Source organism: Ruegeria sp. HU-ET01832, assembly GCF_040371315.1.
In the GTDB taxonomy this organism is placed as follows: domain Bacteria; phylum Pseudomonadota; class Alphaproteobacteria; order Rhodobacterales; family Rhodobacteraceae; genus Ruegeria; species Ruegeria lacuscaerulensis_A.
Map to the genome: position 1 here is coordinate 197,223 of NZ_BAABWL010000004.1, position 26,828 is coordinate 224,050.

A 26,828-nucleotide genomic window follows, 5' to 3' on the forward strand; every position below is an offset into this window, starting at 1 on the left:
TCCAGATCGTGAAATCATGCGCTCGCTCAGATAACCTATAATCGTCCCCGCCTAAAGGGCAGATCAAATGACGCGACAGAGTTGCCCAATCCTAAGGTTGCGCGGGGGCCTTGGCAAATAAGGGTTGGAGCTGGTTTGTACAAGGTTTTGATGCTCTCGTTCAACAAGCTGGCGCGATGTATTGTGGGCCTTCGTGCACCGACCTCTATTTGGTGTTTATATGTCGATGCCGGTAGTTGTCCGCACAGCTTAATAGCGTCTTGTATGCACCTTCTGCTGCGCGAGGTCCCTTGATTATGATGGATAGATTGAAGCGTTGACAGAAATTCGCGCTAGCTCGCGTGAAGTGGTCAGGTGATTTTCTTTTTGGTTTAATCGTGATATGTACATGTTTGGAAGAATGTAAGCTCTGATATTGTGGGGCAAATTGCTGTAACGTGAGAGTAACGATTGAATTTCAGCGGTTTTCTGCAGCAGGAAATCCTTGACGCGTCGCGGGAAAAGGGTAGACCAGTTTTGCTTGTGCTCAGTAAATACGGCCCGTAGTAACGCGGTGCAAAAAAAATTAGTGGTAATGGAACAGTGTCGATTAAGGCCGTCATTCTGAGTTTGCCGAAAGATGTTGAACGGCGACGTTTCTGCGAAAGCGAATTTACCCGCTTTGGCTTGAACCATGAGTTTTGCGACGCCATTGCTGGAGACCAGTTGAACAACTCTGAGTTGCAGCGCATTTATGATGCCGACATGAATCGGAGCAAATTCAAACGCCCGCTCAGCCGCAACGAAGTCGCATGTACCCTTGGGCATCGCCGGATATGGAAGGATATTGCGGCCTCTTCCGATTTCGTGAGCCTTGTTTTGGAAGATGACGCGACATTCGTGCAAGATCCCAGGCCATTTTTCAATGAACTGGCTGGATGTGGCGAATGTTTCGAAGGTGTTATGATAAAGCTGGATGGCACTTCGAGCAGCAACGGGCAGGTGATTAAATCCGTGGCAGATCAGAATCTTGTCCTGTCGGATCGCCTGCCGCCCAGAACCACAGGTTACATCATCGGTCGGCGTGCTGCCGCTCAACTATTTGCGATCGAGGCCCCGATTGCGCGCCCCATCGACATCGACCTGAAATTCTATTGGGAACACAACGTACCCATCCTCACACTTGCCGAGCAGATGGTCGCGGAGCGCAAAGAGGTAGACAGCACGATTGACCACTGCCGCAGTAAAATGAAACCCAGCTCGCCCATGGCCAGATTCGTTCGAAACCTAATGTACCAGACGAAGTACACGTACGGACGGTTGAGCCATCCGTTGAACCCAGACATGATTGAAGGGCTCGGCCCGTTGATGCAGGCAGGAAATCGGGTTCGGAACCGCGCATGAAGAATAGCCTTGTGGTTGTCCGTGCGGGCAACAAGTCATTGCACCATCGGTGGCAAGAAATCCCCTATGAAGATCGCACCTACGATCTTCTGATCAGCTATTTTTCGGACGAGGCTTTTGCGGCATTCAAACCTGAACCCGGTGTCGAGGCTGTGCTGGTAAAAGGCGGCAAATGGGACGGGTTATTCAAGACCCTCGCCGACCGTGACCTTGATAAGTATGACTACTATTGGCTGCCGGATGATGATCTGGACATAAGCGCTACGGATGTAAACGCGCTGTTTGATGCTATGCAGGTTCACGGATTGCGTATTGCACAACCGTCGCTGACCCCCGAAAGCTATTTCTCGCATTTTGTGTTCAGCCAATGCCCGGGCTTCGTGCTGCGGTACACAAACTATATCGAGATCATGGCCCCGTGCCTGCACAAGGACATTCTGAAAAAGGCACTGCCGCTGTTTCAGGGCACAATGAGCGGCTATGGTCTGGACTACATCTGGTGCCGATGGGCCGAGGCTGGCGCGTTTCGAACAGCCATTCTGGACGAGATCGCGATGCACCACACGCGGCCGATCGGAAAGAACCTGAAAGCTGCGATGGCCGAGTCGAATAACCTCAGCTCAGAGGAAGAAGAGGCCGTTCTAAAGCAGATGTTTGATCTGTCGCGGCGTACCGTTCCGGTCGTCTTTGCCGCGATCCTGCAAGGTGGGCAACCTATCTCGGGTCGTTTGCAGTTGGGATGGCGCATGTGCCGGGCATGGATGTCGGTTCTGCCGAAGTTCCGCAGTGCCAGCGAGGCGCGGTCGGGTATATTCAAGATTGCCCGCCGTCAGTTGATCAAACCCCTCGATATGACTACGATTTCGATGAAACAGGAAAGCCCCTGATATGCAGTTTTTGATGGTTGGGGCCGGATTGTCTGGGGCTGTGATCGGTCGGGAACTTGCGGAACAAGGACATGATGTCACCGTGGTCGACAGCCGTGACCATATCGGTGGAAACTGCCACACAGAACGGGATGCCGATACCGACGTCATGGTCCATGTGTACGGGCCGCATATCTTCCACACGGATGACGAAGAGGTTTGGCGGTATGTGAACCAATACGCCAACTTCCTGCCCTATAAGAACCGGGTCAAGACGACCTCGAAGGGTCAGGTGTTTTCGCTGCCGGTGAACCTGCATACGATCAACCAGTTCTTTGGCAAGACGATGCGCCCAGACGAAGCACTTAAGTTCATCACCGAAGAACAGGCGGACACCTCGATCACCGACCCTCAGAGCTTTGAAGAACAGGCGATGCGGTTTGTTGGCCAGGACCTTTATGAGGCGTTCTTCAAGGGCTACACCATCAAGCAGTGGGGCTGTCACCCGTCCGAACTGCCCGCCTCGATCCTGAAACGCTTGCCTGTTCGCTTCAACTACGACGACAACTACTTTTTCCACAAGTTCCAGGGCATGCCGGAAAACGGATACACCGATATGATTGCGGGTATTCTGGATCATCCCTCGATCACTGTGAAGCTGGGCACGACATTCGACCGCAGTATGGGCGATGACTTTGACCACGTTTTTTATTCGGGGCCGCTGGACGGGTATTTCGACTATGAGCTGGGCCGGCTGGGGTATCGCACGCTGGATTTCGAACGCTTCACGTATGATGGCGACTACCAGGGGTGTGCTGTCATGAACTACGGCGAGGAAGAGATCCCGTATACCCGTATCACCGAGCACAAGCATTTCGCGCCGTGGGAAACGCATGACGGCTCCGTGTGTTACCGCGAATTCTCGCGTGCGGCCGAAGCGGACGACATTCCCTATTATCCTATCCGTCAGGTCAAGGAAAAGGCGCTGCTGGGTGATTATGTCGAGCTGGCCAACAAGGCGGAAAATGTCACGTTTGTCGGCCGCCTCGGCACCTATCGCTATCTGGATATGGACGTCACAATCCGCGAGTCTCTGGATACAGCCAAATCGGCGTTGTCCGCGATTGCGGCAGGAGAGAAACTAAAGCCGTTCTTTGTGACGGTTCTCTGAGTTCAGGACGGTGTAGGTTCGGGGAACCGGGAGCGGGTTCTGTTCGCGAAGGCAACAAGCGACAGCATTACCGGGACCTCGACCAAAACGCCAACAACGGTCGCAAGCGCCGCCCCTGAATTCAGGCCAAACAGGCTGATGGCGACGGCGACTGCCAGTTCGAAGAAATTGGATGTGCCGATCATGGCGCACGGGGCGGCTATACGATGCGGAACCTTCAGCGCGTAAGCTGCGCCATAGGCCAGGGCGAATATGCCATAGCTCTGGATCAGGATCGGTACTGCAATCAGGACAATCACAAGCGGCTTGGCCAGGATCGTTTGTCCTTGCAGGCCGAACAGGATGACGACCGTGGCAATCAATCCCAGGATGGACCACGGCTTAACGCGGGCCGAGAACGCCTCAATCGCTTGTTTAGAGCCTAGTTTGCGTCGTGTGAGCAACCCTGCGATCAAGGGCAAAACAACATAGAGCACCGTCGCCAGAACCAGTGTTTGCCAGGGAACCGCGATATCAGTGACCCCCAACAGAAACGCCACAATAGGGGCAAACGCCACCACCATGATCAGGTCGTTGACCGAGACCTGCACCAGCGTATAGGTCGCGTCCCCTTTGGTCAGTTGCGACCAGACAAACACCATCGCCGTACAGGGCGCTGCACCCAGCAGGATCAGACCGGCGGTGTATTGTGCGGCGTCCTCGGGGCGTATCCACGGGGCGAAAACGTAGTCAAAAAACAGTACAGCCAACACAGCCATGGTGAAGGGTTTGATCAACCAGTTCACCACGAGGGTCACGATCAGTCCCTTGGGTTGGCGGGCAACGCCGGCTACGGCTCCGAAGTCGACTCCGACCATCATTGGGTAGACCATGGCCCAAATCAGCACCGCGACAACCAGATTGACGCTTGCCACCTCGGCCGAGGCGACCAGGCCCACCAGCCCGGGCGCGGCGAGTCCGATCAAGACGCCGCCGATCATCGCCAGCGCAACCCAGATGGTCAGGTATCTTTCAAAGACGCTCATGCATGTGCCTCGTGGGTTTGGTCGGTCAGCTTGCCGGATGTCAACGCGGCAAGCGCGACCATTGCCGCGGCTGTGCCCAGGACCAAAGGCAAGCCTCCGACTTGGTAGGTAAGGCCGGATAGAACGGTGCCCACAAGGCGTCCTGTGGCATTGGCCATATAGTAAAAGCCGACGTCCATGGTGACCCGCTCGGATTTGGTGAAGGCCAGAATCAAGTAGGAATGCAGGGACGAGTTCACTGCAAAGATCGCTCCGAAAACCAAAAGACCCAAAACCAGTGTCGCGGTCAGCCATGTTTGCGGTCCGTCCGAGATCAGTACCGCGACCGTCAACGTCGCAGGAATGCAGAACAGGACAGCAGCCCAGGTGCGGGCGGCTTTTATCAAGTCGCCCTCGGTACGGTCCGCGGCCCGCAGGATTTTCGGCGCGCTGGCTTGGACCGCGCCGTACAGTATGACCCAGACGGCCATGAACGTACCGATCATGAAAAAGGCCGCGCGGTTGCCTTCTTCCGTGCCATCCGACAGGACGGCGTAAAAGTATATCGGTATGCCGACCACAAACCACACATCGCGTGCGCCAAACAGAAAGACCCGAGCCACCGATAGCCAGTTGACGTTGGGCGATTTCGAGAAGACCTCGGAGAACTTGGCTCCTTTGCGCCCTTTGGGTAGGCCGGGCGGCATAAAGCGAATGACGGCGAACAGGATCACGGCCAGAACAGCGGCCATGACAAAGATCGCTGTCATAAAGCCCATTGTGACCAGCATGATCGCGCCAAGCAAAAAGCCCACCCCTTTGACCGCGTTTTTGGATCCGGTGAGAATAGCAACCCAGCGAAACAACCCTCCGCCTGTCGTGGGGGCCAGTAGTTTGACGGCGGATTTCGAAGACATTTTGGCCAGATCCTTGGCCACGCCGCTGGCACCCTGTACAGCCATCACGAAGGCGACCGAGGTGGCGACGCTCCAATGCGGGTCCAGAAACGTCATTGTCAGCAATGCCGCAATCTGTATCCCCAGACCGGCATAAAGCGTCGAGGTCAGCCCGAACCGCGCAGCGATCCAACCCGCTGACAGATTGGTCACCATCCCGGCGACTTCGTACAGAACAAACAGATAAGCCAACTGAACCGGCGAGAACCCTATGGTATGAAAGTGCAACAGCACCAACATCCGCAGGGCTCCGTCGGTCAGCATAAAGGCCCAATAGGCCGCCGTGACCGCGATATAGGCCGACAGTCCCTCGGGCCGGTCGCTCACAGCGCGTTCCCCACCATCAGCGCCACATCCACCAGACGGTGCGCATAGCCCATTTCGTTGTCATACCACGCATAGATCTTTATCTGCGTCCCGTTCACCACCATGGTCGAGGGCGCATCGACAATCGAAGATCGTTCGTCATTGGTGTAATCCGTCGAAACCAATGGCCGGGTCTCGTAGCCCAGAATGCCTTTCAGCTCACCCTCGGCGGCGGCTTTGAAGAAGGTGTTGACCTCTTCGACGGTGGTTTCACGTTCCACCTCGAACACGCAATCGGTCAGCGAGGCGTTCAGCAGGGGCACCCGCACCGCGTGGCCGTTCAGGCGGCCTGTCAATTCAGGGTAAATCAGCGTGATCGCCGTGGCCGAGCCAGTCGTGGTCGGGATCAGCGAGTTCAATGCCGACCGCGCGCGCCGCAGGTCTTTGGCGGGGCGGTCCACGATGGTTTGCGTGTTGGTCACATCGTGGATTGTGGTCATCGAGCCATGACGGATACCCAGATTCTCATGAATGACCTTAACCACCGGGGCCAGACAATTGGTGGTACAGGACGCCGCGGTCACGATGTGATGGGTTGCGGGGTCATAAGTGCTTTCATTCACGCCCATCACGATATTGGCCGTGGGGCCGTCCTTGACCGGGGCCGAGACGACAACCTTCTTCACCCCCGCCTCGAAAAACGGTGCCAGCTTAGCCTCGGTCTTGAACACGCCAGTGCAGTCGATCACCACATCCACGCCGTCCAGAGGCAGGTCGGACAGGTCATTGGTGCCAACAAACGGCAGGCGCGTGCCATCGATCGTCACGCTGTCGGCATTATGGGTAAACTCCGCATCCCAGCGGCCATGGACCGTGTCGAATTCTAGCAGGTGCGCGTGCATCTCGGGGTCGCCGACGCCATCATTGATCCAAGCGATCTTGGCGCCCTTCTCGATCAGAGGTTTCAGGGCCAGTTTGCCCATCCGGCCAAGGCCGTTTACCGCGTAAGTGGTCATTTCATATCCTCAACGGGGGTTCTGCCGATATCATCGACGGCGGTTTGCAAAGCGATCCGGTCCAGGCTTTCGACCGGCAGAGAGGTAAACGCCTCGATACGACGCTTCAGCGCGCCATAGGCGTTCTGGAAGGCCAGACTTTTCTCGGCGTCCGTGCCTGTGGCTTTGACCGGGTCGACCATGCCCCAATGACCGCTGATTGGCTGGCCTTCCCAAGCGGGACACTCCTCATTGGCGGCCTGATTGCAGACGGTGAAGACAAAATCCATCTCGGGCGCGCCATCGGCTGCAAATTCGGATATATGCTTGGACCGCAGAACTGAGGTGTCGTGCCCTTTGTCGCTCAGTACCTGAACGGCAAATGGGTTGAGCTGCGATGTGGGCTGCGTTCCGGCCGAGTAGACGTTGAAGCGATCCTCTCCCAATGTGCGCAGAATGGATTCGGCAAAGATCGAGCGGGCGGAATTGCCCACGCATAAAAACAAAACGTTGTATTTGCGATCCGGCATAGTCTCGGGTCCTTGTGAAAACGGCATACAGATATCGGGCCGGCCCCTGCAGCAATCGTTCAGCAAGAAGTCCAGCATGTGCTGCACATTCGTCATCTCGATCGAATAGAGCAGCGACGTCCCTGACCGTTCTTGCCGCACCAGCCCCGCGCGTTGCAGCGCGTTCAGGTAATTCGACAGGGTGCTGGGTTTGATACCCAGCTCGGATGCAAGCTCACCCGCTGGAACAGTGTCAGGATATCGTCGCATGAGCATGCGAAACACCATCAAGCGTTGCGGGTGACCCAGGGTGGCCAGTTTGTCGGTTGTTTCATTTATCATATTTCATGAAATATCGAAATAATAGAAAAACGGCAACCGGCGATCAGCAGTGTCGTAAAAATTTCACAAAACTGACCGGGGTTTTGGGCGCTGTAAGCACGCCTAAAAGCCCTGCCGAACAAGTCTTGCACGTCAGGGCGAGACGGTTTAAACGGTCCCCCGCTGCCTCAATAGCTCAGCTGGTAGAGCAGGTCCTTCGTAAGGACAAGGTCGGGGGTTCGAGTCCCTCTTGAGGCACCAAATATCATTGTAATGTATTAATTTTTAAAATTTTAATGATCAGCTTGATATTCATCCCCTGAATTGTCCCCCGAATTTTTGTTGATGCCTGATGATCCTGGGCTGGTTTCAATTCCATGCCCATCGCCCACTTCCCACTGTAAGAATGGCCATACTATTTAGCACGTCCGCTTTGGCTCAGGAGCGGACCGTCGCCAAACCTGACTGAGCGTCCGCTTAGCGGACAAGCCAGCATTCAGTTCGGCCGGGTTTCGCGCCGATGGAGCTTCTTGAGTTACATCAAATCTGCGAACGCGATGCATTGCTAAGTTCGAACACCGAATCAGCAGATCCCGACATGCGGCACCCGTTTTCAAACTTGGCGGGTTGGCCAATTGCTTTCTGCACGGGGAGAATTGTTTGGGAGGAAGAAATGTTTGGACTCATAATGGTTCCGGTCGATTTGGAGCGTGAAGAGAGCCTTGGGCTGGCCCTGTCTTGTGCCGCTGACCTGGCACGCATTCACAATTCGAAAGTCTGCTACGTCGGGGCGACCATGTCAGCTCCCACCACATTGGGTCACACGCCGGCCGAATATGAGAAAAAGTTGGTTGATTTCACGGAGGGACAGGCAAACCAATATGGGCATGCCGTGTCTCACAAGATGATGATTGCCCATGATCCCACGACCGACATCGACGACGTTCTGCTCAAGGCCGTGAAAGAGACCGGCGCGGATCTTGTAGTGATGGCGACGCACAAACCGGGTGTCGCGGACTATATCTGGCCATCTAATGGTGGACGAGTTGCTTCTCACGCCGACGCATCGGTCTTCTTGGTCCGCAGCTAAACCTGGCCGTATCGAGCAAAGTCCGTGGTCTGAAAAAACCGAACGCTTGGGTCGATTTCACGTCAGCAGCGGGCTCAACGCAGTCGCTCGCTGCGCTTTGCACGAATGACCGCTTTTCGGTGAAAGCAGCCATCAACGGATTGCATCGTCAATGTCCGCTTTGCGGATAAAACGGCCTTTCGCAACAACACTCTTAAGGTACAAGCAGGCCGAGGTAACTCCGTTCCTTCCAGTATGAAAGTATCGTGCAAGTTTACGCAAAGATCGTTTCGACGGATGCAGCTAAACGAACTAAAACTTCAAGATTTTTGCGCGACAATATAGCGGCTCTGAAGCATTGAGGCTTGATCAGAAGTATAAAGCACGTCGAAGCCTGCGGACGCGATTTTCCTTTCAAGCACTGATCCAGACACAAAATGCACAAACGGGGCTTTCCCAAGAGCCTGCATGATTGGGATGGCGATCCGACTGATCATCGCATACTTGAAACCACCGCTCTCAGGTGCGCAGACGGTTTTGGATATGAAAAGCCCACCGGGTTTTGTAAGCGCCGAAATGTGCTCGAGCGCTTGGTCCAAATCAGGCAGAAGATGAAGCAAATTATGCGCCAAGATCGCATCGTAAGAACCTTCATCTAAACCGTGCTCAAGAACTTCAGCCACCTTGAAAGTGACGTTCTCCAATCCTTCTTTAGCACGCTTCTCATCGGCAATCTTGATCATGCCCGGAGCGAGATCCGTGGCAGTGACATGGGCGACATGCGGTGCAAGCAGCAGCGCGGTTGAACCCGTCCCGCACCCGATTTCCAGTACGTTGTCCTCCGCTTTCAGGTACGACTTAGTGAGCTCGAGTGTTTTCAGATACCCTTCCATGTTGCGGATTGGGTCTGCCGCATACTTTTGCGAGATATTGCTCCAGAACGCGGCATCCTTGGACAAAGCAGTCATTTCATTACTCTTAAAAAAGGTTGTCGCCGTATCCTTTACTTCCAAACAATCATTTATGGAATTGCCGCAATTTGCAGAAGTGTTATGCATAAATGCATGAACTGGAATGCAATCAATTTCGACTGGAACCAGGTACGGTCCTTTCTTGCGACAGCCGAAGAAGGCTCGTTTTCCGCAGCGGCACGCGTTCTTGAGCAAACTCAACCCACTGTTGGCCGTCAAGTTGCTGCGCTGGAAACGGCCCTTGGCATCACTCTGTTTGAAAGAGTCGGCAAGTCGCTCAATTTGACGACTGCTGGCGCCGAGCTTTTGTTGCATGTCAGAGAAATGGCAGATGTGGCGAACAGGATTTCTCTTACTGCGACAAGCCAGTCGCAAGCTGTTGAAGGGCAAGTCAGGATTACTGCGTCCGATGTGATGTCTGCCTATCAGCTGCCACCTATACTGAAAAAGATCCGACTTGCGGCACCGCGACTAGAGATCGACATCGTTGCTGCAAATGACATACGAGACATACAGCGACGTGAGGCTGATATCGCCATCCGACATGTGCGTCCAACTCAGCCGGATCTGACAGCAAAGCTCGTCGCCGAGGCCACGGCCCATTTTTACGCAGCACCTTCGTACCTTGATCAGGTGGGACGGCCAAAAAATGAAAACGAACTTGCGAAATTGGACTTTGTCGGGTTTGGGGACATCGACACGATGATCGGTTTTCTCGATCCGGCGGGCATTAAAGTAACCCGAAAGAGCTTCAGGATTGGCTCACAAAGCGGGATTGTATCCTGGCAACTGGTGCGCCAAGGTTTTGGCATAAGTGTAATGTCGGATGATGTGGCTGCCTTAACACCTGGTGTGGAGCGCGTGCTCCCCGACCGCGAGCCGTTTAAGTTCCCGATTTGGCTGGCGACACACTCCGAGTTACATACCGCACGAAGGATCAGGTTGGTATTTGATCAACTGGCGGACCAACTTAGCGCAGGGACCATCAGGTAATCCGGGAGTTCGTTCTATGTCACAGGCTATTCCAACGCTTCACTTGCTATGCGGCAAAGTCGCTTCTGGAAAATCTACTCTGGCAGCGGAACTAGCGGAAAGAGACGCAGTCGTGCTCATTTCAGAAGATGAATGGCTTAGCACCCTGTTTGGCGACCAGATGAAGTCCCTGCAGGACTACGTGAATTGCGCTTGGAAACTGCGACCGGTCATGGGGCGTCACGTGGCTTCTTTGCTGAAGGCTGGCGTTTCAGTGGTTCTCGATTTTCCAGCGAACACAGTTGAAAATAGAGCTTGGATGCGCGACTTGCTGAAAGACACGGCTGCGCAGCACCACCTTCACTTTTTGGATTTGCCAGATGAAGTTTGTCTGCACAGGCTGCATAAGCGCAACAGAGAAGGCGCGCATGCCTTTGCACCAACAGAAGATCAATATCGCCGTATTGCGCGGCATTTCGTGCCACCATTACCCGAAGAAGGTTTCAACATCATAACTCACCGTCAGTAGCGGCGGCACCAAACATGTTTCGAGCACCTACTCTGCATCGACGGATGGCTAATGCTCACAGACAGCTTTCACGGGGTCTCAAGTCCGGAGTACGCGCGGCAACAAGAGGTGCATGCGTGTGTGTCCTTCATGGCTCAAGGCGAAGGCAAAACCGCAATGTCGTTTACACCGATTATTGGTTAACGTACGTCACTGGCGGGCTCGAGCAACGCACTGGCCAGTACTGGCTCCAGCGACCACCTTCAGAATAGTTCAGCGCCGTCAATGCAGCACGGACGAAGGTAAATGGCACTGAGTATTTTGCAAATACGTTGTCAAAACACTCCTAGCTTGGTTTCACCGGACGCAATCACTTAACAACTGCCCTGAGTTGGTGCTTGGTGCTCGTCCAAAACCCCTGAAATAAGTCTGCAAGATGTGATAGGAAATACTGTCATAAGATCGTTATGCAAAAGCGGCAACAATTCTCGTTGCCAGCCAATTCGAAAGGTCACCCATGTCATTTTCCAGCCGCTCGTCAATTTCGCGTCGCCAGTTTCTTGCAACAACAGCCGGTGCAGCGGCGATCACCTTGCATCCTTTTTCAGTTTTGGCTGCCAACAACCAAGCGCATTTGCGCATTATGGAAACAACCGACATCCACGTCCATGTGTTCCCTTATGACTATTATGCTGACAAACCCCGTGACACCGTGGGCTTGTCCCGTACGGCCTCAATCATCAACGAAATTCGCTTTGAGGCGACAAATTCGATCTTGGTCGACAATGGTGACTTTCTTCAAGGGAACCCGATGGGTGACTACATCGCCTATGAGCGTGGCATGAAAGAAGGGGACGCCCACCCCATTATCACCGCGTTCAACATCGTTGGCTATGATGCCGCAACTCTGGGCAATCACGAATTCAACTACGGGCTGGATTTCCTGGAAAAATCACTCGCGGGTGCGGAGTTCCCGGTCGTTTTGGCCAATGTTTCAAAGGCACAAGGTGCAACTCCGCGTGACGACAAAACGCTGATCAAGCCTTATGCAATCATCGACCGTGAAATCGAAATGGGCGATGGGGCTAAGCACTCGATCAAAATTGGAGTAATTGGATTTACGCCGCCGCAGATCATGAACTGGGATCGAAAGCACCTGGAAGGCAATGTTCAAACCCGCGATATCGTCGAAACCGCGCGGGCATACGTGCCAGAGATGAAAGAACAAGGTTGTGACCTAGTCATCGCCCTTTCACACTCTGGGATCGGCGACGCCAATCATGTCGACGGTATGGAAAACGCATCAGTCGTTTTGGCGGGTGTTGACGGGATCGACGCGTTGGTCACGGGCCACAATCACCTTGTCTTCCCCTCGCCGACATTTTCGGACCGACCCGGCATCGATGTCGAAAAGGGCACCCTTATGGGCAAACCTGCTGTCATGGGCGGCTTCTGGGGTTCACATCTTGGTTTGCTGGATCTGCTGCTGGAACGGGAAGGAAATGAGTGGCGTGTGGTTACCACTACGTCTGAGGCCCGTGCGATTTCCCAACGCAATGAAGACCGCTCAATCACCGCTTTGGTCGGAGACGATCAGAAGGTTCTCGACTCGGTTGCGAAGGATCACGACGAAACGCTCGCCTATGTCCGTCGAGCAGTTGGCAAGACATCCGCTCCATTGCACAGCTATTTCGCGCTGGTTGCTGATGATCCGTCTGTTCAGATCGTTTCAATCGCGCAGAAATGGTATGTCGAAGAAATGCTAAAAGGCACCGAGCATGAAGGTTTGCCGATCCTGTCAGCGGCGGCGCCGTTCAAGGCGGGTGGTCGCGGAGGCCCCGACTATTACACCGATGTCCCGGTTGGGGATGTTGCCATAAAAAATGTGGCTGATCTGTATCTCTATCCAAATACGGTGCGCGCGGTGCGAGTGAACGGTGTTCAGCTGCGTGGTTGGCTGGAGCGATCGGCCGGAATGTTCAACACGATCGAGTCAGGCTCAGAAGACGCGGTTCTACTGAATCCTGAGTTTCCGTCTTACAATTTCGATGTAATGGATGGTGTGACATATCAGATCGACCTGTCAAAACCGCCGCGCTTTGGACCAAAGGGCGAAGTGGCGAATCCCGATGCAGCCCGAATTGTGAACTTGTCCTTCCAAGGTGAACCGGTCACTGATGACATGGAGTTCATCATTGCCACCAACAATTATCGTGCATCGGGCGGCGGTTCGTTCCCTGGCGCACTGGGTGATACAATCGTATTCGAGGCCCCAGACACCAATCGCGACGTCATTGTGCGCTATATTGTTGAACAGGGAACGATCAACCCAAAAGCCGACGCCAATTGGTCCTTTGCGCCTCTTGAGAACACAACCGTTCTTTTCGAAACCGGCCCAAAGGCCCGAGACTACATTGGCGACGTCAAAGGCGTTTCAATCGAAGAGGCCGGAGAAGGCACAGACGGTTTCGCGGCTTTCCGCATCAAGCTCTAGTTCAATCTCATTTGCATACTTTGGGGGAGCTGGGGGTCAACTAAAGCAGCTATCATCTGGCTTATGCTGACCGCCCGCCTGCGATGTTCAAAAGCTATCAGTGGTCAGAATGAACGTCTGCTTTGGGCTCGGTGCAGACGTTCGCAGAATTTTCGCTAATGACCGCTCTGCGGGACAAAACAGACGCTAGCTTAAGGCCGCTTCCGCTTAATCAATGAACAGGCTAGGTTGCTACCCACGACGAGATAGGTGAGAGAAATGCCCGACCGAGTAGCCAGCAACAACTTGTCGTCTGCTTTTACCGTTCGCGGCAATGATGCTCTTGAATCCCAGTATGACGAATGGGCCGAAACATACGATGCTGACAACGCGGCAATGGGATTCCGACTGCCTGTTCTTGCTACGGCGTTTTTTGCAAGGTGGGTCCCAACCGGCGGCAAAGTTCTTGATGCGGGTTGCGGAACTGGTTTGGCTTCGGAGAACCTTCATATTCTGGGTTACCGCGATCTAGTGGGAATCGATCTTTCGAACGCAATGCTTAGCAAGGCGCACGAAACAGGCGTTTTTTCCGAGTTGTACCGAATGGTGATGGGCGAGGCACTTGACTTCGCGTCCGACACCTTTTCTGGGGCCATCGTTACTGGCGTATTCACCGAAGGACATGCTCCGCATTCCAGCTTTGATGAATTAATCCGCGTCGTGAAGCGGCGTGGCCATATTGTCTTCAACGTCCGCGACGACATATATGAGCATCACGGCTTTCGTGAGAAAATGGATAGGCTTGAGACCGATGGCCTCTGGAAGCTTTCTGAGAAGAGCGAAGCTTTCAGACCTTTTACGATCAGCGAACCTCACGTGATTGCCCGAATATTCGCTTATGAAGTCACTTCGTGAGGGCTCGACCTTGGGCGACGCACATTCTGATCGGTATGCGTTCGTTTGTTCTCGTCGATGTCTTGGCTGTATTAGGATCAGTCGCGCCTTGATCGGATTCCAGGACTTCACAGACTTCAGCCTTTCAATTGTGCTAAGTAAGTTGGTGTACACGGATAAGGTACTGAGATTTGGCCGACGAACCGTTCTACAAAGCGCATTGGCGAGACATCGATCCTGATCGCATGTCGGCTTACAAGGATGGTTTCCGGTGGGATGATGCGGCGGAGGCGTTATACGAGACCGCTCGAATTTCGTTGGGACAAACGGTTGCGGACTTTGGATGCGGCCCGGGCAATGTCGCTGTGGAGCTTGCCAACCGGGTAGGCAAAAACGGACATGTTCATGCCCTCGACATCAACGCAGAGTTCCTCGCCCTAACCAAACAGAATGCTGCCAAAGCTGGTTTAGCCAGGCGTCTTACTACACATCAATGCGACGGAGTTTCGCTGCCGCTTACAGACGGAGCGCTGGATCGGATAACCGCGCGCAACACGATGATGTATGTCGACGACCCAGTCCAAACGCTGAAAGAGTTTCGTAGGGTACTTCGACCAGGTGGCCTGGCACATGCGGTTGACGGAGATTGGTTCATCATGGTCGCTGAGCCGGTTGAGCACGATGCTTGGCGTGCTTTCGTGAAAGCAGCATCGAATGCCTGCCGAACCTCGGACATGGGCAGGAAGCTATACAGCACATTTCTGGATGCAGGCTTTCAGAACGTCCAAATTTCAATCTTTGCGAATGCAGATGTGGACGGTCGTCTCTTGGGAATGGTCCGCAACATGGCAAAGTATGCTCACGAAAGCGGAACGCTTGCTGCATCAAAAATCGATGAAATTGTAGAACTGGTTGAGCAAGCAATGGCTTGCGGCAGCTATATGCTCGTATCACCGCAATTCGTTGTGACAGGACAAAATCCAGCCTAGAAATGGACCATACTTACCAATCTTCGCCTTCGTGGGCGAAGCTGCCCCACGATGTCGTCGAGCGTTAGCTGTGTGGGCAAAGTTGCCTTCTGTGAAATGATCGACCGTTTCACGACGGCAACGCCAAACGGAAGATTAGATTTTGAGTTTCTCTAATGTTAGCGTCTCCCTCAATGGCGACTGGAGATCGAAATGGAAAATTTCGCTGAGTTCGGCAAGGCCGAGTTGAAGGGCTGGTCAGAGCCAAAAACGGCAGAAGCCTATGCAGAGGGATTTGCTTCGGCGGCAGAACAATGTGTGACCGATATTGTAGAAACCTCATGTGTAACGAACGGCTCCGTTGCGCTTGATGTTTGTTGTGGCCAGGGAATTGTTGCAAAGGGGCTCGCAACTGTAGGGGCTGACGTTACCGGTTTAGATTTCTCTCCAGCAATGCTCGAAATTGCACGTCGGGAAGTGCCGATGGTGGATTTTGTGAAAGGTGATGCAACCACTTTGCCTTTCGCAGACAATTCGTTCGATGCAGTAACAATGGGGTTTGGCATTCTTCACATCCCAAATGCCGAAGCCGCAATAAAGGAGGCGAAAAGAGTTTTGAAACCTGGCGGCCGCTTTGTTTACTCAGTATGGGAATCTCCTGAGACATCAGCCGCATTCCGAATAGTTTTTGGAGCCATTGAAAGATATGGAAGTAAAGAGGTTTCTTTGCCTCCTGGGCCGCCTCTTCATGCTTTCGCAAATCCTGAACACGCTTATCCGATTTTGGTAGCAGCCGGATTTACTGAACCTCAAATGCGATCTTCAAGTAGCGTTTGGGAAGTTTCAGATCCTGCCACTCCCTTTGACTATTTTCACGATGGCACCGTAAGAGGTGCGCTTTTGCTTAGATCACAGCCTGCCGAAAATGCTTCTGCGATTAGGACTGCGATAGCCAAGGCTGTTCAGGTGGAATTTGGCTCAGTCGCTCCCTGGAGAGTGCCAATACCTGCTGCTATAGTTTCAGCCACGGCGTAATTTAATCAAATAAGTGTTCTGCGGAGAGCAACAGGGTGGGTTAAGCTTATATTTGAGCTTGTGATGTCTGTTTCGGGCTCAAAGCGGACGCCGGTATTAGTTCCAATGCGCAGGTCTCAAGTTCCATCTCTATTTCGCGACTAGCAGAAGCAAAACGAATGCGAGTACACCCCAGCCTGCGATCACGGGTAGGACTAACCGATATTACTCCTCCTTGGGCAAAACCCAAGCCCTCAGCGCCCCGAGCCGCCTTAACGGTCCAAAGACACGCGACGGGCCAGTAAACGGTAATTCCCAAGGCTGCACTGAGCACCGCCGCGGCCCACGAAGCGGCCATCGCGTGCGCCACGAGCCCTAGGCCAAATAAAGGTACATAGAAAACCAAATCGGCGCCCGCATATTTACGCTCAAGGTCGGGCCCGAACTAGTCAGTACCTGCCGGGATACATACTCATCATACTTTGGACATCGGCATCGCTGGAGAAGGCGTCCGGGTTGCGGGAAAGGACGTCCCAGATGAATTCCCGCCGGGCCCGGGCGTCATCGGGCTGCGTTTCCTCAGAGCGGGAGCGCGGGGCGAAGTTGAATACACGCTGGATGAAGCCAAGAGCCTTTTGAAGCGGCGGGACTGTGCGGGCGCTGGTCTTGAATGCGTTCATCTCTCGGGCCTTTTTTGCTGCTGCGAAGGTTCTCCCACTGTAGTTGATGCGGGATTTTCCGGTATCGGCCGCGGCGATGTGCTATTCTACAAAAATGAAGAGCGCATTCCGGAGCTGGTCAGACATCAGGGTCTTTCTTGCTGTCGTGCGCGCGGGGTCCACCTTGGCTGCCTCGCCCAAGCTCGGCATGGCCCAGCCAACTGTTGCGCGCCGCATTGAGGCGCTTGAGCATGAGCTTGGCGTAACCTTGTTCGAGCGGGACACGCGCGGCTTCCGGCCGACCGAAACAGCACGAGCGATCCTGCAGAAGGCGGAAGAAATCGAAGCGGCGGCGATCTGTCTGGTCGAGACAGTCGAAACGTTGCGCAGCACCAGGCCGATCCGGATCACGGCCTATTCCGGCAACTTCTCGCCCCGAGTCGCAACGATCTTCAACGAGTTCTCTTTGCTCCGCCCCGATGTCAGCTTCGAATTCCTGCCCAGCGTCGAAGTCCTGGATCTATCGGCTGGCGAAGCGGATATAGCACTGCGAGTGACGAAAAGCTCTCCCCATCCAGACCTCATCTGCCGCAAGATCAGCACCGCGCGCTACGCGCTTTTCGGATCCCATTCATACGCCGAAAAACACGGGTTGCCGACCTCGGTCGAAGACTTGTTCAACCATACTTTTGTCAGCTTCCTACGTGAAGGCGTGCCGTCAGCCTTTCACGATTGGCTGATCCGCTATGCGGAACCTGATCAGATCAGGCAAACCTATTCCGAGCTGGATCTGATGCATGCCGCCATCCGGTCGGGTCATGGCCTTGGCATCATAAACGTGAAACTTGCCGAAAGCGATGACACGCTCATTCAATGCTTTGCGCCGCTCGAGGAGATGAACTCGGAGCATTTGATGCTGATTGCGCCAGAGGCTTATCGTCGCCCCGAAATAAAGGCCTTCGCGAAGTTCTTCGCGCACCGCTATGCTGCCATTTTCTGGTAGAAGCTTCCCTTGAACCGGAATAATGAATTACGGCGGTCAGTCACTTTGATTGCGTTTTCATCCGCACACCGACTGTCTATGAATTGCGCCCCGAGCGACCGCTCTCCGGCTAACCTGCCTACGCTCCCTCAAACGGAAATTCCCGTTGGTCACGTCCGCTTCCGGCTAACTGCGGTTATAAACTCACCCGAGGCAGACGACCGCTCCGGCCACAGACCAGACGTTCAAATGGTCTTTTGGCGCCGCAGTGCAGCTAATGGCAACTTTGTCCGCGACTCTGCCGTTCAATGCAGACCTTCAGGCGAAATTTCTCGAAATGACCACCAACAATGATCGCTATCCGTTCCTAAGCCGTCGTCTGACGAAAAGACTCAGATGACTGCCTTGAGCCCGAAGCGGCCAAAGCGCTGAGCCGTGCGTTAATGGCAGGTCGGGCGGGTCAATGTTGGGCGATGCTCGGATCTAGCTGGCTACAAAAACGAAGAGAGCCATTGATCCAGATCGCGTGCCACCGCATCTTTGTAGGGAACCAGTGAACCGAACGCACAGAGCATAGGACATAAATTGAAGGGAGATTGGACCGAAAGCTTTCTTGGCACGAGAAATCTACCTCGGCGGGTCAGGGATAAGCTTCTACATGAAGCACGCGTCGTTACATACAAGCAGGGTCAGCAAGTTTTTGGACCCGACAACATCCCAGACAGTCTGATGTTTTTGTATGGCGGCCGCATACGCGTTTCTCAAAGTTCTGATGCCGGGCGAGAAATCGTGCTGTATCGCGTTGAAGCTGGAGAGAGCTGCGTGCTGACCACCGCCTGCATGCTGTCCGAGGAAGCTTATAATGCTGAGGGAATTGCCGAGACCGACGTTACGGCTATCACATTACCTAAAACTTCATTTGATAGGCTGGCTGCTGAAGAAGACAGTTTTCGCGGTTTCGTTTTCTCGGCTTATTCTCGTCGGTTGATTGATCTTTTGCGCGTGGTCGACGATGTCGCCTTTGGCAGAATGGATGTTCGACTGGCAGAGCGCCTTTTGGCGCTAGGAGAAGGCCATTCCGAAATCCAGGCGACGCATCAGGCTTTAGCAAACGAGTTAGGGACAGCGCGTGAGGTCGTTTCACGCATACTGAATGATTTTCAAAAGCGAGGACTTATCCTTCAGACGAGGGGGCGGATCACCCTCCAGAACAAACCTCAATTAGAGCGTTTGGCGAACAGCGCATGAATTCTTTGCGTTAAGTGACATTGTCACTGAAAAGTAAGGTGCCGGCCGGTAATCAGGTTGCAACATGAACAACCGGAGACGCCTGATGGAAACCGCGTTTACGCCGATCGCCTCATTTGGAGGGGGGCTCGCAATTGGACTTGGATCCGTGCTTTTGATGCTCGGACTGGGACGGATCATGGGTGCAACGGGCATATTGTCTGGCTTGGCATTCCCAGAAAACCGCGAGGAATTCGCCTGGCGAACAGCCTTGGTTGTGGGAATGATGCTCGCACCGGGCCTGATCTATGCTGCGACCGGTGCAATGCCTGAACTTACGGTACCTGTCAGCCCGATTATGATCGTGATCGGCGGTGTGATCGTCGGTCTGGGCGCCAGTCTCGGATCTGGCTGCACGTCAGGGCATGGAGTTTGCGGACTATCTCGGCTGTCTGTTCGCTCTTTGGTGGCAGTGCCGACCTTCATGGTCACAACTGCAATCACAGTCTTCCTGATCCGTCATGTCTTTGGAGTATAAAGCAATGAAACTTGTTTTTGCTTTGTTTGCTGGCCTGATCTTTGGCGTTGGTATCGCTGTTTCGGGCATGATGGATCCGGCCAAAGTTTTGAATTTCTTCGATATTGCCGGGACGTGGGATCCTAGCCTCGCCTTTGTTATGGGTGGTGCGCTTCTGGTCACTTTCTTCGGCTACAGACTTGCCTGGCGGCAAACAACGCCGCTCTTTGGCGGGCGTTTTCAGATTCCAAGCGCGACGGCCGTAGACAAGCGACTGGTTGGTGGTTCTGCTCTCTTTGGCGTCGGTTGGGGAATTGCAGGCTTCTGCCCCGGCGCTGCTATACCGGCACTTGGCACCGGGCGTTGGGAAGTCGCTCTCTTTCTGGTTGCCGTTCTTGCCGGGTTTGTACTGCGCAGGCTCCTTTTCGCGCGTCCTGTTAAGTCGGCGGCGTAATCACCCTTTGCCTCAAACTCTCAGGAGTAAAGTTAGATGACGTATCACTCGAACATAAACATCAAGCCGGACGTTCAGGCCTTCTTCGATGAGGCAACGAACACCATCAGCTATATTGTAAAGGATCCAACCTCGAACTCATGTGCCATTGTCGACAGCGTAATGGACATTGATTACGCTGCCGGGCGCATCACTTACGATCACGCAGACGAGCTCATCCGCCAGATCGTAAGCCAAGATCTGAATTTGGAATGGATCATTGAGACCCATGTTCACGCCGATCATTTGAGTGCGGCGCCGTATATCCAAGAAAAGCTTGGGGGAAAAATCGGCATTGGTTCAAAGATCATGATCGTGCAGGACACGTTTGGAAAGGTCTTCAACGAAGGTACCGAGTTCCAGCGTGATGGCAGCCAGTTCGATCAGCTTTTCGAAGACGGCGATGCGTACATGGTTGGCAATATGCAGGTGTTTACAATGTACACCCCCGGCCATACGCCGGCTTGCATGGTACATGTTGCAGGGGATGCGGCTTTTGTGGGCGATACTTTGTTCATGCCGGATGGGGGATCAGCGCGCGCAGATTTTCCAGGAGGCGATGCAGCAACGCTTTACGACAGCATTCAAAAAGTCCTGAGCTTGCCGGACGAAACACGACTTTTCATGTGTCATGACTACGGACCAAACGGGCGGGACATTGCCTGGGAAACAACTGTCGGCGATGAGAAAGCCCACAACATCCACGTTGGCGGTGGCAAATCAAAAGAAGAGTTCGTCAAGTTCCGCACAGAACGAGATGCTCAGCTGGCAATGCCGAAGCTGATCATCCCATCACTTCAGGTAAATATGCGTGCGGGTGAGGTGCCAACGGACGTAGACGGCAACCCCATGCTCAAGATCCCGGTCGACAAACTCTGATTTTGAAAGGATGAGAGCGATGGAAATCACCCAAGTTTCCGACGACTTCAGTACTTGCGGCCAATTAGAGACCGATGACTTTGCGGAAGTCAAAACGCTTGGATTTCGGTCGTTAATCTGTGTCCGTCCTGACGGCGAAGAAAAGGGTCAGCCTACCTTCGGCGAGATCCAAGACTGCGCCAAGGCTCAAGGTCTTCAAGCTCGCTATGTGCCGGTCAAACACTCCGGCGCAACAGAAGCGAACCACATTGAGTTTTCTAAGGCGTTGGCAGAGCTGCCTGAGCCTGTCCTTGGCTACTGCCGAAGCGGTCAGCGCGCTGCAGCGCTGTGGCGCGCACTACGAGGCACTGCGGCGTAGCGGGAGGTAACGATGCGGGCGAATCAATATCTGCCGGTTCTGAGTTGGGCTCGCAGCTATGGACGGGCGGAGCTCTCTAACGATCTGATGGCGGCGGTGATCGTCACCATCATGCTGATACCCCAATCCTTGGCCTACGCGCTCTTGGCTGGGTTGCCACCGGAAGCGGGGCTGTACGCATCCATCGCGCCAATTCTGCTTTACGCAATATTTGGAACCAGTCGCGCCTTAGCCGTTGGCCCGGTTGCCGTTGTCTCACTGTTAACAGCGTCAGCGGTCGGTCAGGTTGCTGAGCAAGGCACGGCAGGCTACGCGGTTGCGGCACTAACCCTCGCATTTCTTTCTGGCGGTTTCCTGTTGCTTTTGGGGTTCTTGCGGCTAGGCTTCCTGGCTAATTTTTTGAGCCACCCGGTGATTGCGGGTTTTATCACAGCATCCGGGATCTTGATCGCCGCCAGCCAACTCAAGCACATTTTGGGTGTCAATGCTCACGGACATACAGTGTTCGAGATACTAGCATCGATTGCTGCGCATTTGCATGAGGTGAATTGGGTTACGCTTGTTATCGGTCTCAGTGCGACGGCCTTCCTTTTTGGGGCCCGCCGTTGGTTAAAACCCGGATTATTTAGGCTAGGCGCCCCGGCGGCGCTTGCCGATATTCTGACGAAGGCGGGACCTGTTGCCGCCGTAGTTGCTACTACGGTTGCGGTTTGGGCATTGGATCTTGTCGAAATGGGTGTGGAAATCGTTGGGGAAGTCCCGCAAAGCCTGCCGCCGCTTACTTTGCCAGGATTTGCGCCCGATTTGCTTGCAGCGCTGTTGGTTCCGGCGATTCTGATTTCAGTGATTGGCTTTGTCGAATCCGTCTCAGTCGCGCAAACTTTGGCAGCCAAGAAACGTCAACGGATTGATCCGGACCAGGAACTCATTGGACTGGGCGCAGCAAATATAGGCGCAGCGTTCACCGGAGGTTACCCGGTCACGGGGGGATTTGCGCGATCAGTCGTCAATTTCGATGCTGGCGCGGAAACTCCTGCTGCTGGCGCCTATACTGCTCTTGGCCTCGCGATCGCCGCCTTGGCGTTGACACCATTGGTGTACTTTCTGCCAAACGCTACGTTGGCCGCCACAATCATTGTGGCGGTTCTGAGCCTCGTGGATTTTTCAATATTACGCAGAACATGGGACTATTCCCGTGCGGACTTCATCGCGGTATCTTCAACGGTTTTGCTGACGCTCGGTCTGGGTGTCGAAGTCGGCGTCGCGTCTGGAGTGGCGATTTCAATACTTTTGCATTTGTACAAGACGTCTCGACCGCATGTTGCGGAAGTGGGCCGCGTGCCAGGGACAGAGCACTTTCGAAATGTCCTGCGCCACGATGTCGAAACCGCACCTACGGTGTTGACGCTGCGCATCGACGAAAGCCTTTACTTTGTAAACGCTGGCTTTCTGGAAGAACTGATCCTAAGTCGCCTTGCCGAACGGACTAAGGTCAAACATGTTGTTTTGATGTTCTCCGCCGTTAACGAACTGGACTACTCAGCGCTGGAAACTCTCGAGGCGATCAATCACCGCCTCAAAGAGCTTGGTGTTGGCCTACATCTGTCCGAAGTTAAGGGGCCTGTCATGGACAGACTCAAACGGTCTCATCTTGTCGACAGTCTGAACGGCAGGGTTTTCTTGTCCCAGAACGATGCGTGGACAACGCTCATTGCAGAAGCGTGCGAGTGACTAAGATCAGCTTGGTTTGTGAACGTGATCAGAACGCGCGCTTTGGTCCGCATTGCGGACGTATGAGCGTATTTGATTAATGAACGCCTCGTTCCCATATGTGCCATCAATGGCAATCGCTTTCTGAATAAAAGAGAACCGCCGAAACGGTCCTTCACTCGTGAATTCTCGTTTGAACTGTGACCTCAACGCTCAGTTATGAAGGACAGTCCAGACACGAGTTGTTTCAAGCCAAGCGCGGCACCGGCGAATATGGCAGCGAATGTTACAGGCGCGCTGTAGGCCAATAGTGAGAAGGCAGATATACCTTGTCCGACGCTGCAACCGACCGCGATGATCGCGCCTGGCCCCATAATCGCCGCGCCGAGCATTTGACGCTTTAGTTCACGTGGATCCTCGCATGCTTCCCATCGGAAATGACCTTTGGACCAGGACCCCAAAAATGCACCAATGAGAACGCCGGAGACTGATCCGACCGCAAAGGACAAAGTGTTTCCGGAGGCTGTCATAAGATAGAATATTGTGTCGCCAACGGGTGCAGCGAAAGTATGGGTTTGAACCGGTTCACCATCGAAACCGTGCGTCGCAACCCAATTCGTGCCGAGCCACCCTGATACGATCGCCAGCCCAACTACCGATCCCCAAAATACCTGTGCGGGAGCGCGGCGGAAACGCCGGTTTGCCAAGGCGAAAATCACCAACGCAATGCCGATGACAGCGCCAATGAGCCAAGCTGGGATAGAGGTCAGTTGTTCGGCAAGGAAGCTAATGCTCTGAGGGCCTTCAAGATCCATTTCCTCGGGGAAGACCCATACGCGCAAATATGCAAGGGGCCCGGACATGACAACGTAAGCAGAAAGACCCATAATCAAAACGATGACGAATGATCGAAGGTCGCCGCCTCCAAGCCTTGCCAGCGCGCCATAGCCACAGTTTCCGCTGATGGCCATTCCGTAACCGAACATGAGACCACCTATTATCGACCCAAGTGGGTTCCAGGTCTGTGCAAGATACCGTGTTCCAAGAGGGTCCAGCCAACCTAAAGTCATAGCTAAGTGGCTGCCGACAATTGCTACGCCAATCGCAATTGCCCACATACGCAGCCGCCGGTCATCATCTGCGTAAAGGTAGTCTTCGATTGCACCCAACGTGCAAAAACGGCCAATGCGTGCGGCCAAGCCCAACACAATGCCACCGATCAAACCGATCAGGGCGACGGCGTTGGCGTCTCCCAATGCTTCAAACATTGCCAGTCTCCTCCCAAAGCTGGCGGGTGTTTTGGCGGCTTCTATTTCTCCCTGCAGAACAGATCGTAAACGACTTCCAGGATCTGTGTCGATCGATCATCCGCCAATCTGTAGTAGATCGTTTTCCCCTCGCGTCGCGTTTTGACCAAGCCCTCAAAGCGTAGGCGAGATAGTTGCTGAGACACGGCGGCCTGGCGTGCCGAGAGCATTTCTTCCATCTGCGCGACAGATTTTTCACCCGAGGACAGATAGCACAATATCATCAAGCGTCCTTCATGGCTGATTGCCTTGAGGAAACTTGACGCCGTCTGAGCATTTTCCATCATTCTGTCCATGTCTTCGGCGCACATGTCCGGGGAGAACACAGGCAGTTTCGAAGATTTGTCCAACAAGATCGCCTCGCTTTCATAGCTTCACGCATTCATAATAGTTTATGTAATGCGCCGCAGTTTATCCAGAGCTCTCAATCGGTACCCCCGCGTCACGCAGCAAAACGCCCAGCAACCCCCAGAAAAAATCTTCGCCGGGATAGCCTTCGATCCTGCCGACCTCTTGGCCATCGTCCAGCAGAACAAAGGTTGGCGTGTAGTAGAGAGGCCGCTCCAATGCGATGCCTTCAGGCACGGCTGCGTGGATATCGATGCGTTGAAGTGGAGCGGCATGTCCTTCCGGTGTCTTGGGGTAGATCTCCGAGATGTCGGTGTCCCAGCGTGCGCACCACATACACCCATCTTCTTCCGCCATCAGAAGAGTCATTTCTGCCCGTGAAACCACGGGAGAAACAAAAAACGTAATTGCACTCAAGAGTAGAATTAGGTGGCGCATCTCAAGCTCCAATTGACCACAGTGATATATCTTTATTATTTTGAATGTGTGAATGATAGCGCGCCAGGACGGGTTTGACCATGCTCGACATTACATTTGCGGGAGCTTTAGTCGCAGGGCTATTGTCGTTCCTGTCGCCCTGCATCCTACCTATAGTACCGTTTTATCTCAGCTACCTGGCCGGCGTCGGTATTGATCAGATATCTGCGGGTTCTACAATTCCCGGCGGCGTTCGTCGCAAGGCAACGCTTTCTGCGATAGCATTTGCAGCCGGGATCATAACGATCTTCATGGCGCTAGGTGCGACGGCTTCGATATTCGGGCAGCTGGTACGAGAGTATTTCGACATCCTGCGTTGGATCGCTGCGGCCATCATCATTGTGATGGGCATGCATTTCTTGGGGATTATCCGCATCGGGTTCCTGTATCGCCAATTTCGTGCGGATGTTGGTGATACATCAAATGTGAGCCTTGTTGGAGCATATGTTCTTGGATTGGCGTTTGCTTTTGGCTGGACCCCCTGTGTTGGGCCGGTGCTCGCTGCAATCCTGTTCATAGCGGCCGGAACCGAAACGGCCTGGCGTGGAGCGGTGCTTCTATTCGTCTACGGTGTTGGAATGACCGCACCGTTTGTTCTGGCGGCCTTCCTGGTCCGCCCCTTCATGCAGTGGATGGCACGGTTCAGAAAGCACTTGCCCCTCATCGAAATGGCAATGGGTGGCTTTCTGGTGCTCTTCGGCATCCTCATCGCAACCAACTCCATCAATCACATCGCACAATGGATGCTCGACCATATGCCTTGGCTTGCAGCCATTGGATAACTCGGGAGGAAGACATGAATCGAGTTTTGTCATTATTGATCGCTTGTCTGATCGGCGGGGCAGTTTCCGCCGCTGAACTGGGCGACGACGGTTTGCATAAAACTCCGTGGATGCGCGACACCTTCAAAGACCTTCGTGAGGATCTTGAAGAGGCGTCAAGCGAAGACAAGCGGTTGGTTTTATTTATTGAGCAACAAGGCTGCATCTATTGCAAGAAAATGCATGAAGAAGTGTTCCCCCAGCCTGACCTTGCAGCGTTCATCGAAGAGAATTTCTTTGTCGTCCAACTGGATTTGCATGGCAGCACCACGGCCATCGACTTTGACGGTGAAGAGAATGAGCAAAGAGCGCTGATGCGAAAATGGGGGATTCTGTTCACCCCGACGCTCGTATTCCTGCCGGAAGAGGTGCCAGAGGACGCTACAGCCATCGATGCTGCGGTCGCTGTTATGCCCGGAGCGTTCTCAAAAGGAACAACCTTAGACCTTTTCACCTGGGTCGAGGAAAAACGATATGAGCTTGAAAATGGTGAAGATTTCCAACGCTATCATGCGCGGCGCATTCAAGAGCGAAACAATGTTTCTCAGGATTGAACGCTGCCATTATAAATAAAAAAATTCATTATTATGAATTTAATGTTGCGACAAGCGGTACTCGTCGACTACGGTACACAAGGCTTTGGGTCGCAAGGCGCCGTCGGCGCGTTAGC

General features: G+C 53.8%; 29 protein-coding genes and 1 tRNA gene. 20 read left to right on the plus strand and 10 right to left on the minus strand.

The genetic code is table 11. The annotated features are described in order from the left end of the window. Nucleotides 1-582: 582 nt before the first annotated feature. The 3 genes from ABWV79_RS13695 to glf are packed head-to-tail and all read left to right on the plus strand — an operon-like array spanning nucleotide 583 to nucleotide 3,420. Entirely contained in the window at nucleotides 583-1,383 is an 801-nt protein-coding gene (locus ABWV79_RS13695; protein ID WP_353392606.1) for a glycosyltransferase family 25 protein, read from the plus strand. Beyond that, the gene (locus tag ABWV79_RS13700; RefSeq protein ID WP_353392607.1) at nucleotides 1,380-2,270 is read left to right on the plus strand and encodes a hypothetical protein; all 891 of its coding nucleotides are present in this window, start codon (nucleotides 1,380-1,382) and stop codon (nucleotides 2,268-2,270) included. The genes ABWV79_RS13695 and ABWV79_RS13700 overlap by 4 nt, the downstream gene beginning before the upstream one ends. 1 nt (nucleotide 2,271) lies before the next feature. Continuing rightward, the gene (glf, locus tag ABWV79_RS13705; RefSeq protein ID WP_353392609.1) at nucleotides 2,272-3,420 is read left to right on the plus strand and encodes a UDP-galactopyranose mutase; all 1,149 of its coding nucleotides are present in this window, start codon (nucleotides 2,272-2,274) and stop codon (nucleotides 3,418-3,420) included. A gap of 2 nt (nucleotides 3,421-3,422) precedes the next feature. Here glf and arsB read toward each other — a convergent pair whose 3' ends face one another. From arsB to ABWV79_RS13725, 4 genes are read right to left on the minus strand one after another with little or no spacing between them, the layout of a single operon-like run. Continuing rightward, nucleotides 3,423-4,445: an ACR3 family arsenite efflux transporter gene (gene arsB / locus ABWV79_RS13710; RefSeq protein WP_353392610.1), complete on the minus strand. Its 1,023-nt coding sequence runs from the start codon at nucleotides 4,443-4,445 to the stop codon at nucleotides 3,423-3,425. Then, nucleotides 4,442-5,707, minus strand: coding sequence for an organoarsenical effux MFS transporter ArsJ (gene arsJ, locus ABWV79_RS13715; protein ID WP_353392611.1), 1,266 nt, complete (start codon nucleotides 5,705-5,707; stop codon nucleotides 4,442-4,444). The genes arsB and arsJ overlap by 4 nt, the downstream gene beginning before the upstream one ends. After that, on the minus strand, nucleotides 5,704-6,702 hold the full coding sequence (locus tag ABWV79_RS13720; protein ID WP_353392612.1) for an ArsJ-associated glyceraldehyde-3-phosphate dehydrogenase: 999 nt from the start codon (nucleotides 6,700-6,702) through the stop codon (nucleotides 5,704-5,706). Before ABWV79_RS13720 ends, arsJ begins: the two co-directional genes overlap by 4 nt. Continuing rightward, complete coding sequence (locus tag ABWV79_RS13725) at nucleotides 6,699-7,532, minus strand: arsenate reductase/protein-tyrosine-phosphatase family protein (protein WP_353392613.1); 834 nt, start codon at nucleotides 7,530-7,532, stop codon at nucleotides 6,699-6,701. Before ABWV79_RS13725 ends, ABWV79_RS13720 begins: the two co-directional genes overlap by 4 nt. Nucleotides 7,533-7,696: 164 nt before the next feature. On the opposite strand from ABWV79_RS13725, the gene ABWV79_RS13730 reads away from it, so the two are divergent. Next, nucleotides 7,697-7,772: transfer RNA gene (locus ABWV79_RS13730), tRNA-Thr, on the plus strand. A gap of 412 nt (nucleotides 7,773-8,184) precedes the next feature. After that, nucleotides 8,185-8,601 carry a universal stress protein gene (locus ABWV79_RS13735; RefSeq protein ID WP_353392614.1) on the plus strand — a complete coding sequence of 139 codons (417 nt, stop codon included), beginning with the start codon at nucleotides 8,185-8,187 and terminating at the stop codon, nucleotides 8,599-8,601. 299 nt (nucleotides 8,602-8,900) lie between these two features. Here the strand turns inward: ABWV79_RS13735 and ABWV79_RS13740 are convergent, their stop codons facing one another. Further along, complete coding sequence (locus ABWV79_RS13740; RefSeq protein WP_353392616.1) at nucleotides 8,901-9,548, minus strand: class I SAM-dependent methyltransferase; 648 nt, start codon at nucleotides 9,546-9,548, stop codon at nucleotides 8,901-8,903. Nucleotides 9,549-9,644: 96 nt separating this feature from the next. Between ABWV79_RS13740 and ABWV79_RS13745 the strand changes: the two genes are divergently transcribed. Beyond that, nucleotides 9,645-10,544 carry a LysR family transcriptional regulator gene (locus ABWV79_RS13745; protein WP_353392617.1) on the plus strand — a complete coding sequence of 300 codons (900 nt, stop codon included), beginning with the start codon at nucleotides 9,645-9,647 and terminating at the stop codon, nucleotides 10,542-10,544. Between the two features lie 16 nt (nucleotides 10,545-10,560). Then, a complete protein-coding gene (locus ABWV79_RS13750) occupies nucleotides 10,561-11,052 on the plus strand; it encodes a P-loop nucleotide/nucleoside kinase family protein (protein WP_353392618.1) in 492 nt (163 codons plus the stop codon). A 444-nt stretch (nucleotides 11,053-11,496) separates the two neighbouring features. On the opposite strand, the gene ABWV79_RS13755 is transcribed toward ABWV79_RS13750, so the two are convergent. Next, nucleotides 11,497-11,652, minus strand: coding sequence for a hypothetical protein (locus ABWV79_RS13755; protein ID WP_353392620.1), 156 nt, complete (start codon nucleotides 11,650-11,652; stop codon nucleotides 11,497-11,499). On the opposite strand from ABWV79_RS13755, the gene ABWV79_RS13760 reads away from it, so the two are divergent. The 4 genes from ABWV79_RS13760 (at nucleotide 11,618) to ABWV79_RS13775 (ending at nucleotide 16,401) form a co-directional block, all read left to right on the plus strand. Next, nucleotides 11,618-13,525 (plus strand): bifunctional 2',3'-cyclic-nucleotide 2'-phosphodiesterase/3'-nucleotidase, encoded by a 1,908-nt coding sequence (locus ABWV79_RS13760; RefSeq protein WP_496905845.1) that lies wholly within the window; start codon nucleotides 11,618-11,620, stop codon nucleotides 13,523-13,525. The genes ABWV79_RS13755 and ABWV79_RS13760 overlap by 35 nt on opposite strands. A 258-nt stretch (nucleotides 13,526-13,783) precedes the next feature. Next, a complete protein-coding gene (locus tag ABWV79_RS13765) occupies nucleotides 13,784-14,419 on the plus strand; it encodes a class I SAM-dependent DNA methyltransferase (RefSeq protein ID WP_353392622.1) in 636 nt (211 codons plus the stop codon). Between the two features lie 170 nt (nucleotides 14,420-14,589). Continuing rightward, nucleotides 14,590-15,387, plus strand: a complete 798-nt coding sequence (locus ABWV79_RS13770; RefSeq protein WP_353392623.1) for a methyltransferase domain-containing protein — start codon at nucleotides 14,590-14,592, stop codon at nucleotides 15,385-15,387. A gap of 192 nt (nucleotides 15,388-15,579) precedes the next feature. After that, a complete protein-coding gene (locus ABWV79_RS13775; protein WP_353392624.1) occupies nucleotides 15,580-16,401 on the plus strand; it encodes a methyltransferase domain-containing protein in 822 nt (273 codons plus the stop codon). Nucleotides 16,402-16,829: 428 nt separating this feature from the next. Here ABWV79_RS13775 and ABWV79_RS13780 read toward each other — a convergent pair whose 3' ends face one another. Next, the gene (locus ABWV79_RS13780; protein WP_353392625.1) at nucleotides 16,830-17,060 is read right to left on the minus strand and encodes a hypothetical protein; all 231 of its coding nucleotides are present in this window, start codon (nucleotides 17,058-17,060) and stop codon (nucleotides 16,830-16,832) included. 94 nt (nucleotides 17,061-17,154) lie between these two features. Between ABWV79_RS13780 and ABWV79_RS13785 the strand changes: the two genes are divergently transcribed. The 7 genes from ABWV79_RS13785 (at nucleotide 17,155) to ABWV79_RS13815 (ending at nucleotide 23,226) form a co-directional block, all read left to right on the plus strand. Then, on the plus strand, nucleotides 17,155-18,042 hold the full coding sequence (locus ABWV79_RS13785) for a LysR family transcriptional regulator (RefSeq protein ID WP_353392626.1): 888 nt from the start codon (nucleotides 17,155-17,157) through the stop codon (nucleotides 18,040-18,042). 564 nt (nucleotides 18,043-18,606) lie between these two features. Beyond that, nucleotides 18,607-19,269: a Crp/Fnr family transcriptional regulator gene (locus tag ABWV79_RS13790; protein ID WP_170353178.1), complete on the plus strand. Its 663-nt coding sequence runs from the start codon at nucleotides 18,607-18,609 to the stop codon at nucleotides 19,267-19,269. Nucleotides 19,270-19,354: 85 nt separating this feature from the next. Next, nucleotides 19,355-19,786, plus strand: coding sequence for a YeeE/YedE family protein (locus ABWV79_RS13795; RefSeq protein WP_170353177.1), 432 nt, complete (start codon nucleotides 19,355-19,357; stop codon nucleotides 19,784-19,786). Between the two features lie 4 nt (nucleotides 19,787-19,790). After that, nucleotides 19,791-20,219 (plus strand): DUF6691 family protein, encoded by a 429-nt coding sequence (locus tag ABWV79_RS13800; RefSeq protein WP_170353176.1) that lies wholly within the window; start codon nucleotides 19,791-19,793, stop codon nucleotides 20,217-20,219. 36 nt (nucleotides 20,220-20,255) lie between these two features. Next, the gene (locus tag ABWV79_RS13805) at nucleotides 20,256-21,137 is read left to right on the plus strand and encodes an MBL fold metallo-hydrolase (RefSeq protein ID WP_353392627.1); all 882 of its coding nucleotides are present in this window, start codon (nucleotides 20,256-20,258) and stop codon (nucleotides 21,135-21,137) included. Nucleotides 21,138-21,156: 19 nt separating this feature from the next. Next, nucleotides 21,157-21,495, plus strand: a complete 339-nt coding sequence (locus tag ABWV79_RS13810) for a protein tyrosine phosphatase family protein (RefSeq protein WP_170353174.1) — start codon at nucleotides 21,157-21,159, stop codon at nucleotides 21,493-21,495. A gap of 12 nt (nucleotides 21,496-21,507) precedes the next feature. Further along, nucleotides 21,508-23,226: a SulP family inorganic anion transporter gene (locus tag ABWV79_RS13815; RefSeq protein ID WP_170353173.1), complete on the plus strand. Its 1,719-nt coding sequence runs from the start codon at nucleotides 21,508-21,510 to the stop codon at nucleotides 23,224-23,226. A gap of 185 nt (nucleotides 23,227-23,411) precedes the next feature. Here ABWV79_RS13815 and ABWV79_RS13820 read toward each other — a convergent pair whose 3' ends face one another. The 3 genes from ABWV79_RS13820 to ABWV79_RS13830 all read right to left on the minus strand — a co-directional run bounded on the left by ABWV79_RS13820 (nucleotide 23,412) and on the right by ABWV79_RS13830 (nucleotide 25,229). Continuing rightward, the gene (locus ABWV79_RS13820) at nucleotides 23,412-24,473 is read right to left on the minus strand and encodes a YeeE/YedE family protein (RefSeq protein ID WP_170353172.1); all 1,062 of its coding nucleotides are present in this window, start codon (nucleotides 24,471-24,473) and stop codon (nucleotides 23,412-23,414) included. Nucleotides 24,474-24,514: 41 nt separating this feature from the next. Further along, nucleotides 24,515-24,823 (minus strand): ArsR/SmtB family transcription factor, encoded by a 309-nt coding sequence (locus tag ABWV79_RS13825; RefSeq protein WP_058276434.1) that lies wholly within the window; start codon nucleotides 24,821-24,823, stop codon nucleotides 24,515-24,517. Between the two features lie 100 nt (nucleotides 24,824-24,923). Beyond that, nucleotides 24,924-25,229 carry a hypothetical protein gene (locus ABWV79_RS13830; protein ID WP_331251815.1) on the minus strand — a complete coding sequence of 102 codons (306 nt, stop codon included), beginning with the start codon at nucleotides 25,227-25,229 and terminating at the stop codon, nucleotides 24,924-24,926. A 149-nt stretch (nucleotides 25,230-25,378) separates the two neighbouring features. Between ABWV79_RS13830 and ABWV79_RS13835 the strand changes: the two genes are divergently transcribed. After that, on the plus strand, nucleotides 25,379-26,119 hold the full coding sequence (locus tag ABWV79_RS13835) for a cytochrome c biogenesis CcdA family protein (RefSeq protein WP_170353920.1): 741 nt from the start codon (nucleotides 25,379-25,381) through the stop codon (nucleotides 26,117-26,119). A gap of 14 nt (nucleotides 26,120-26,133) precedes the next feature. Beyond that, on the plus strand, nucleotides 26,134-26,712 hold the full coding sequence (locus ABWV79_RS13840) for a thioredoxin family protein (protein ID WP_170353170.1): 579 nt from the start codon (nucleotides 26,134-26,136) through the stop codon (nucleotides 26,710-26,712). The last annotated feature ends 116 nt before the right edge of the window (nucleotides 26,713-26,828 follow it).

What these genes read in the sequence shown, in the direction of transcription:
- ABWV79_RS13700 (WP_353392607.1), top strand. Translation starts at nt 1,380, where the DNA reads ATGAAGAATAGCCTTGTGGTTGTCCGTGCGGGCAACAAGTCATTGCAC.
- glf (WP_353392609.1), top strand. Translation starts at nt 2,272, where the DNA reads ATGCAGTTTTTGATGGTTGGGGCCGGATTGTCTGGGGCTGTGATCGGT.
- arsB (WP_353392610.1), bottom strand. Translation starts at nt 4,445, where the DNA reads ATGAGCGTCTTTGAAAGATACCTGACCATCTGGGTTGCGCTGGCGATG.
- ABWV79_RS13720 (WP_353392612.1), bottom strand. Translation starts at nt 6,702, where the DNA reads ATGACCACTTACGCGGTAAACGGCCTTGGCCGGATGGGCAAACTGGCC.
- ABWV79_RS13725 (WP_353392613.1), bottom strand. Translation starts at nt 7,532, where the DNA reads ATGATAAATGAAACAACCGACAAACTGGCCACCCTGGGTCACCCGCAA.
- ABWV79_RS13735 (WP_353392614.1), top strand. Translation starts at nt 8,185, where the DNA reads ATGTTTGGACTCATAATGGTTCCGGTCGATTTGGAGCGTGAAGAGAGC.
- ABWV79_RS13740 (WP_353392616.1), bottom strand. Translation starts at nt 9,548, where the DNA reads ATGACTGCTTTGTCCAAGGATGCCGCGTTCTGGAGCAATATCTCGCAA.
- ABWV79_RS13745 (WP_353392617.1), top strand. Translation starts at nt 9,645, where the DNA reads ATGAACTGGAATGCAATCAATTTCGACTGGAACCAGGTACGGTCCTTT.
- ABWV79_RS13750 (WP_353392618.1), top strand. Translation starts at nt 10,561, where the DNA reads ATGTCACAGGCTATTCCAACGCTTCACTTGCTATGCGGCAAAGTCGCT.
- ABWV79_RS13765 (WP_353392622.1), top strand. Translation starts at nt 13,784, where the DNA reads ATGCCCGACCGAGTAGCCAGCAACAACTTGTCGTCTGCTTTTACCGTT.
- ABWV79_RS13775 (WP_353392624.1), top strand. Translation starts at nt 15,580, where the DNA reads ATGGAAAATTTCGCTGAGTTCGGCAAGGCCGAGTTGAAGGGCTGGTCA.
- ABWV79_RS13780 (WP_353392625.1), bottom strand. Translation starts at nt 17,060, where the DNA reads ATGAACGCATTCAAGACCAGCGCCCGCACAGTCCCGCCGCTTCAAAAG.
- ABWV79_RS13785 (WP_353392626.1), top strand. Translation starts at nt 17,155, where the DNA reads ATGAAGAGCGCATTCCGGAGCTGGTCAGACATCAGGGTCTTTCTTGCT.
- ABWV79_RS13795 (WP_170353177.1), top strand. Translation starts at nt 19,355, where the DNA reads ATGGAAACCGCGTTTACGCCGATCGCCTCATTTGGAGGGGGGCTCGCA.
- ABWV79_RS13800 (WP_170353176.1), top strand. Translation starts at nt 19,791, where the DNA reads ATGAAACTTGTTTTTGCTTTGTTTGCTGGCCTGATCTTTGGCGTTGGT.
- ABWV79_RS13805 (WP_353392627.1), top strand. Translation starts at nt 20,256, where the DNA reads ATGACGTATCACTCGAACATAAACATCAAGCCGGACGTTCAGGCCTTC.
- ABWV79_RS13810 (WP_170353174.1), top strand. Translation starts at nt 21,157, where the DNA reads ATGGAAATCACCCAAGTTTCCGACGACTTCAGTACTTGCGGCCAATTA.
- ABWV79_RS13815 (WP_170353173.1), top strand. Translation starts at nt 21,508, where the DNA reads ATGCGGGCGAATCAATATCTGCCGGTTCTGAGTTGGGCTCGCAGCTAT.
- ABWV79_RS13820 (WP_170353172.1), bottom strand. Translation starts at nt 24,473, where the DNA reads ATGTTTGAAGCATTGGGAGACGCCAACGCCGTCGCCCTGATCGGTTTG.
- ABWV79_RS13825 (WP_058276434.1), bottom strand. Translation starts at nt 24,823, where the DNA reads ATGTGCGCCGAAGACATGGACAGAATGATGGAAAATGCTCAGACGGCG.
- ABWV79_RS13830 (WP_331251815.1), bottom strand. Translation starts at nt 25,229, where the DNA reads ATGACTCTTCTGATGGCGGAAGAAGATGGGTGTATGTGGTGCGCACGC.
- ABWV79_RS13835 (WP_170353920.1), top strand. Translation starts at nt 25,379, where the DNA reads ATGCTCGACATTACATTTGCGGGAGCTTTAGTCGCAGGGCTATTGTCG.
- ABWV79_RS13840 (WP_170353170.1), top strand. Translation starts at nt 26,134, where the DNA reads ATGAATCGAGTTTTGTCATTATTGATCGCTTGTCTGATCGGCGGGGCA.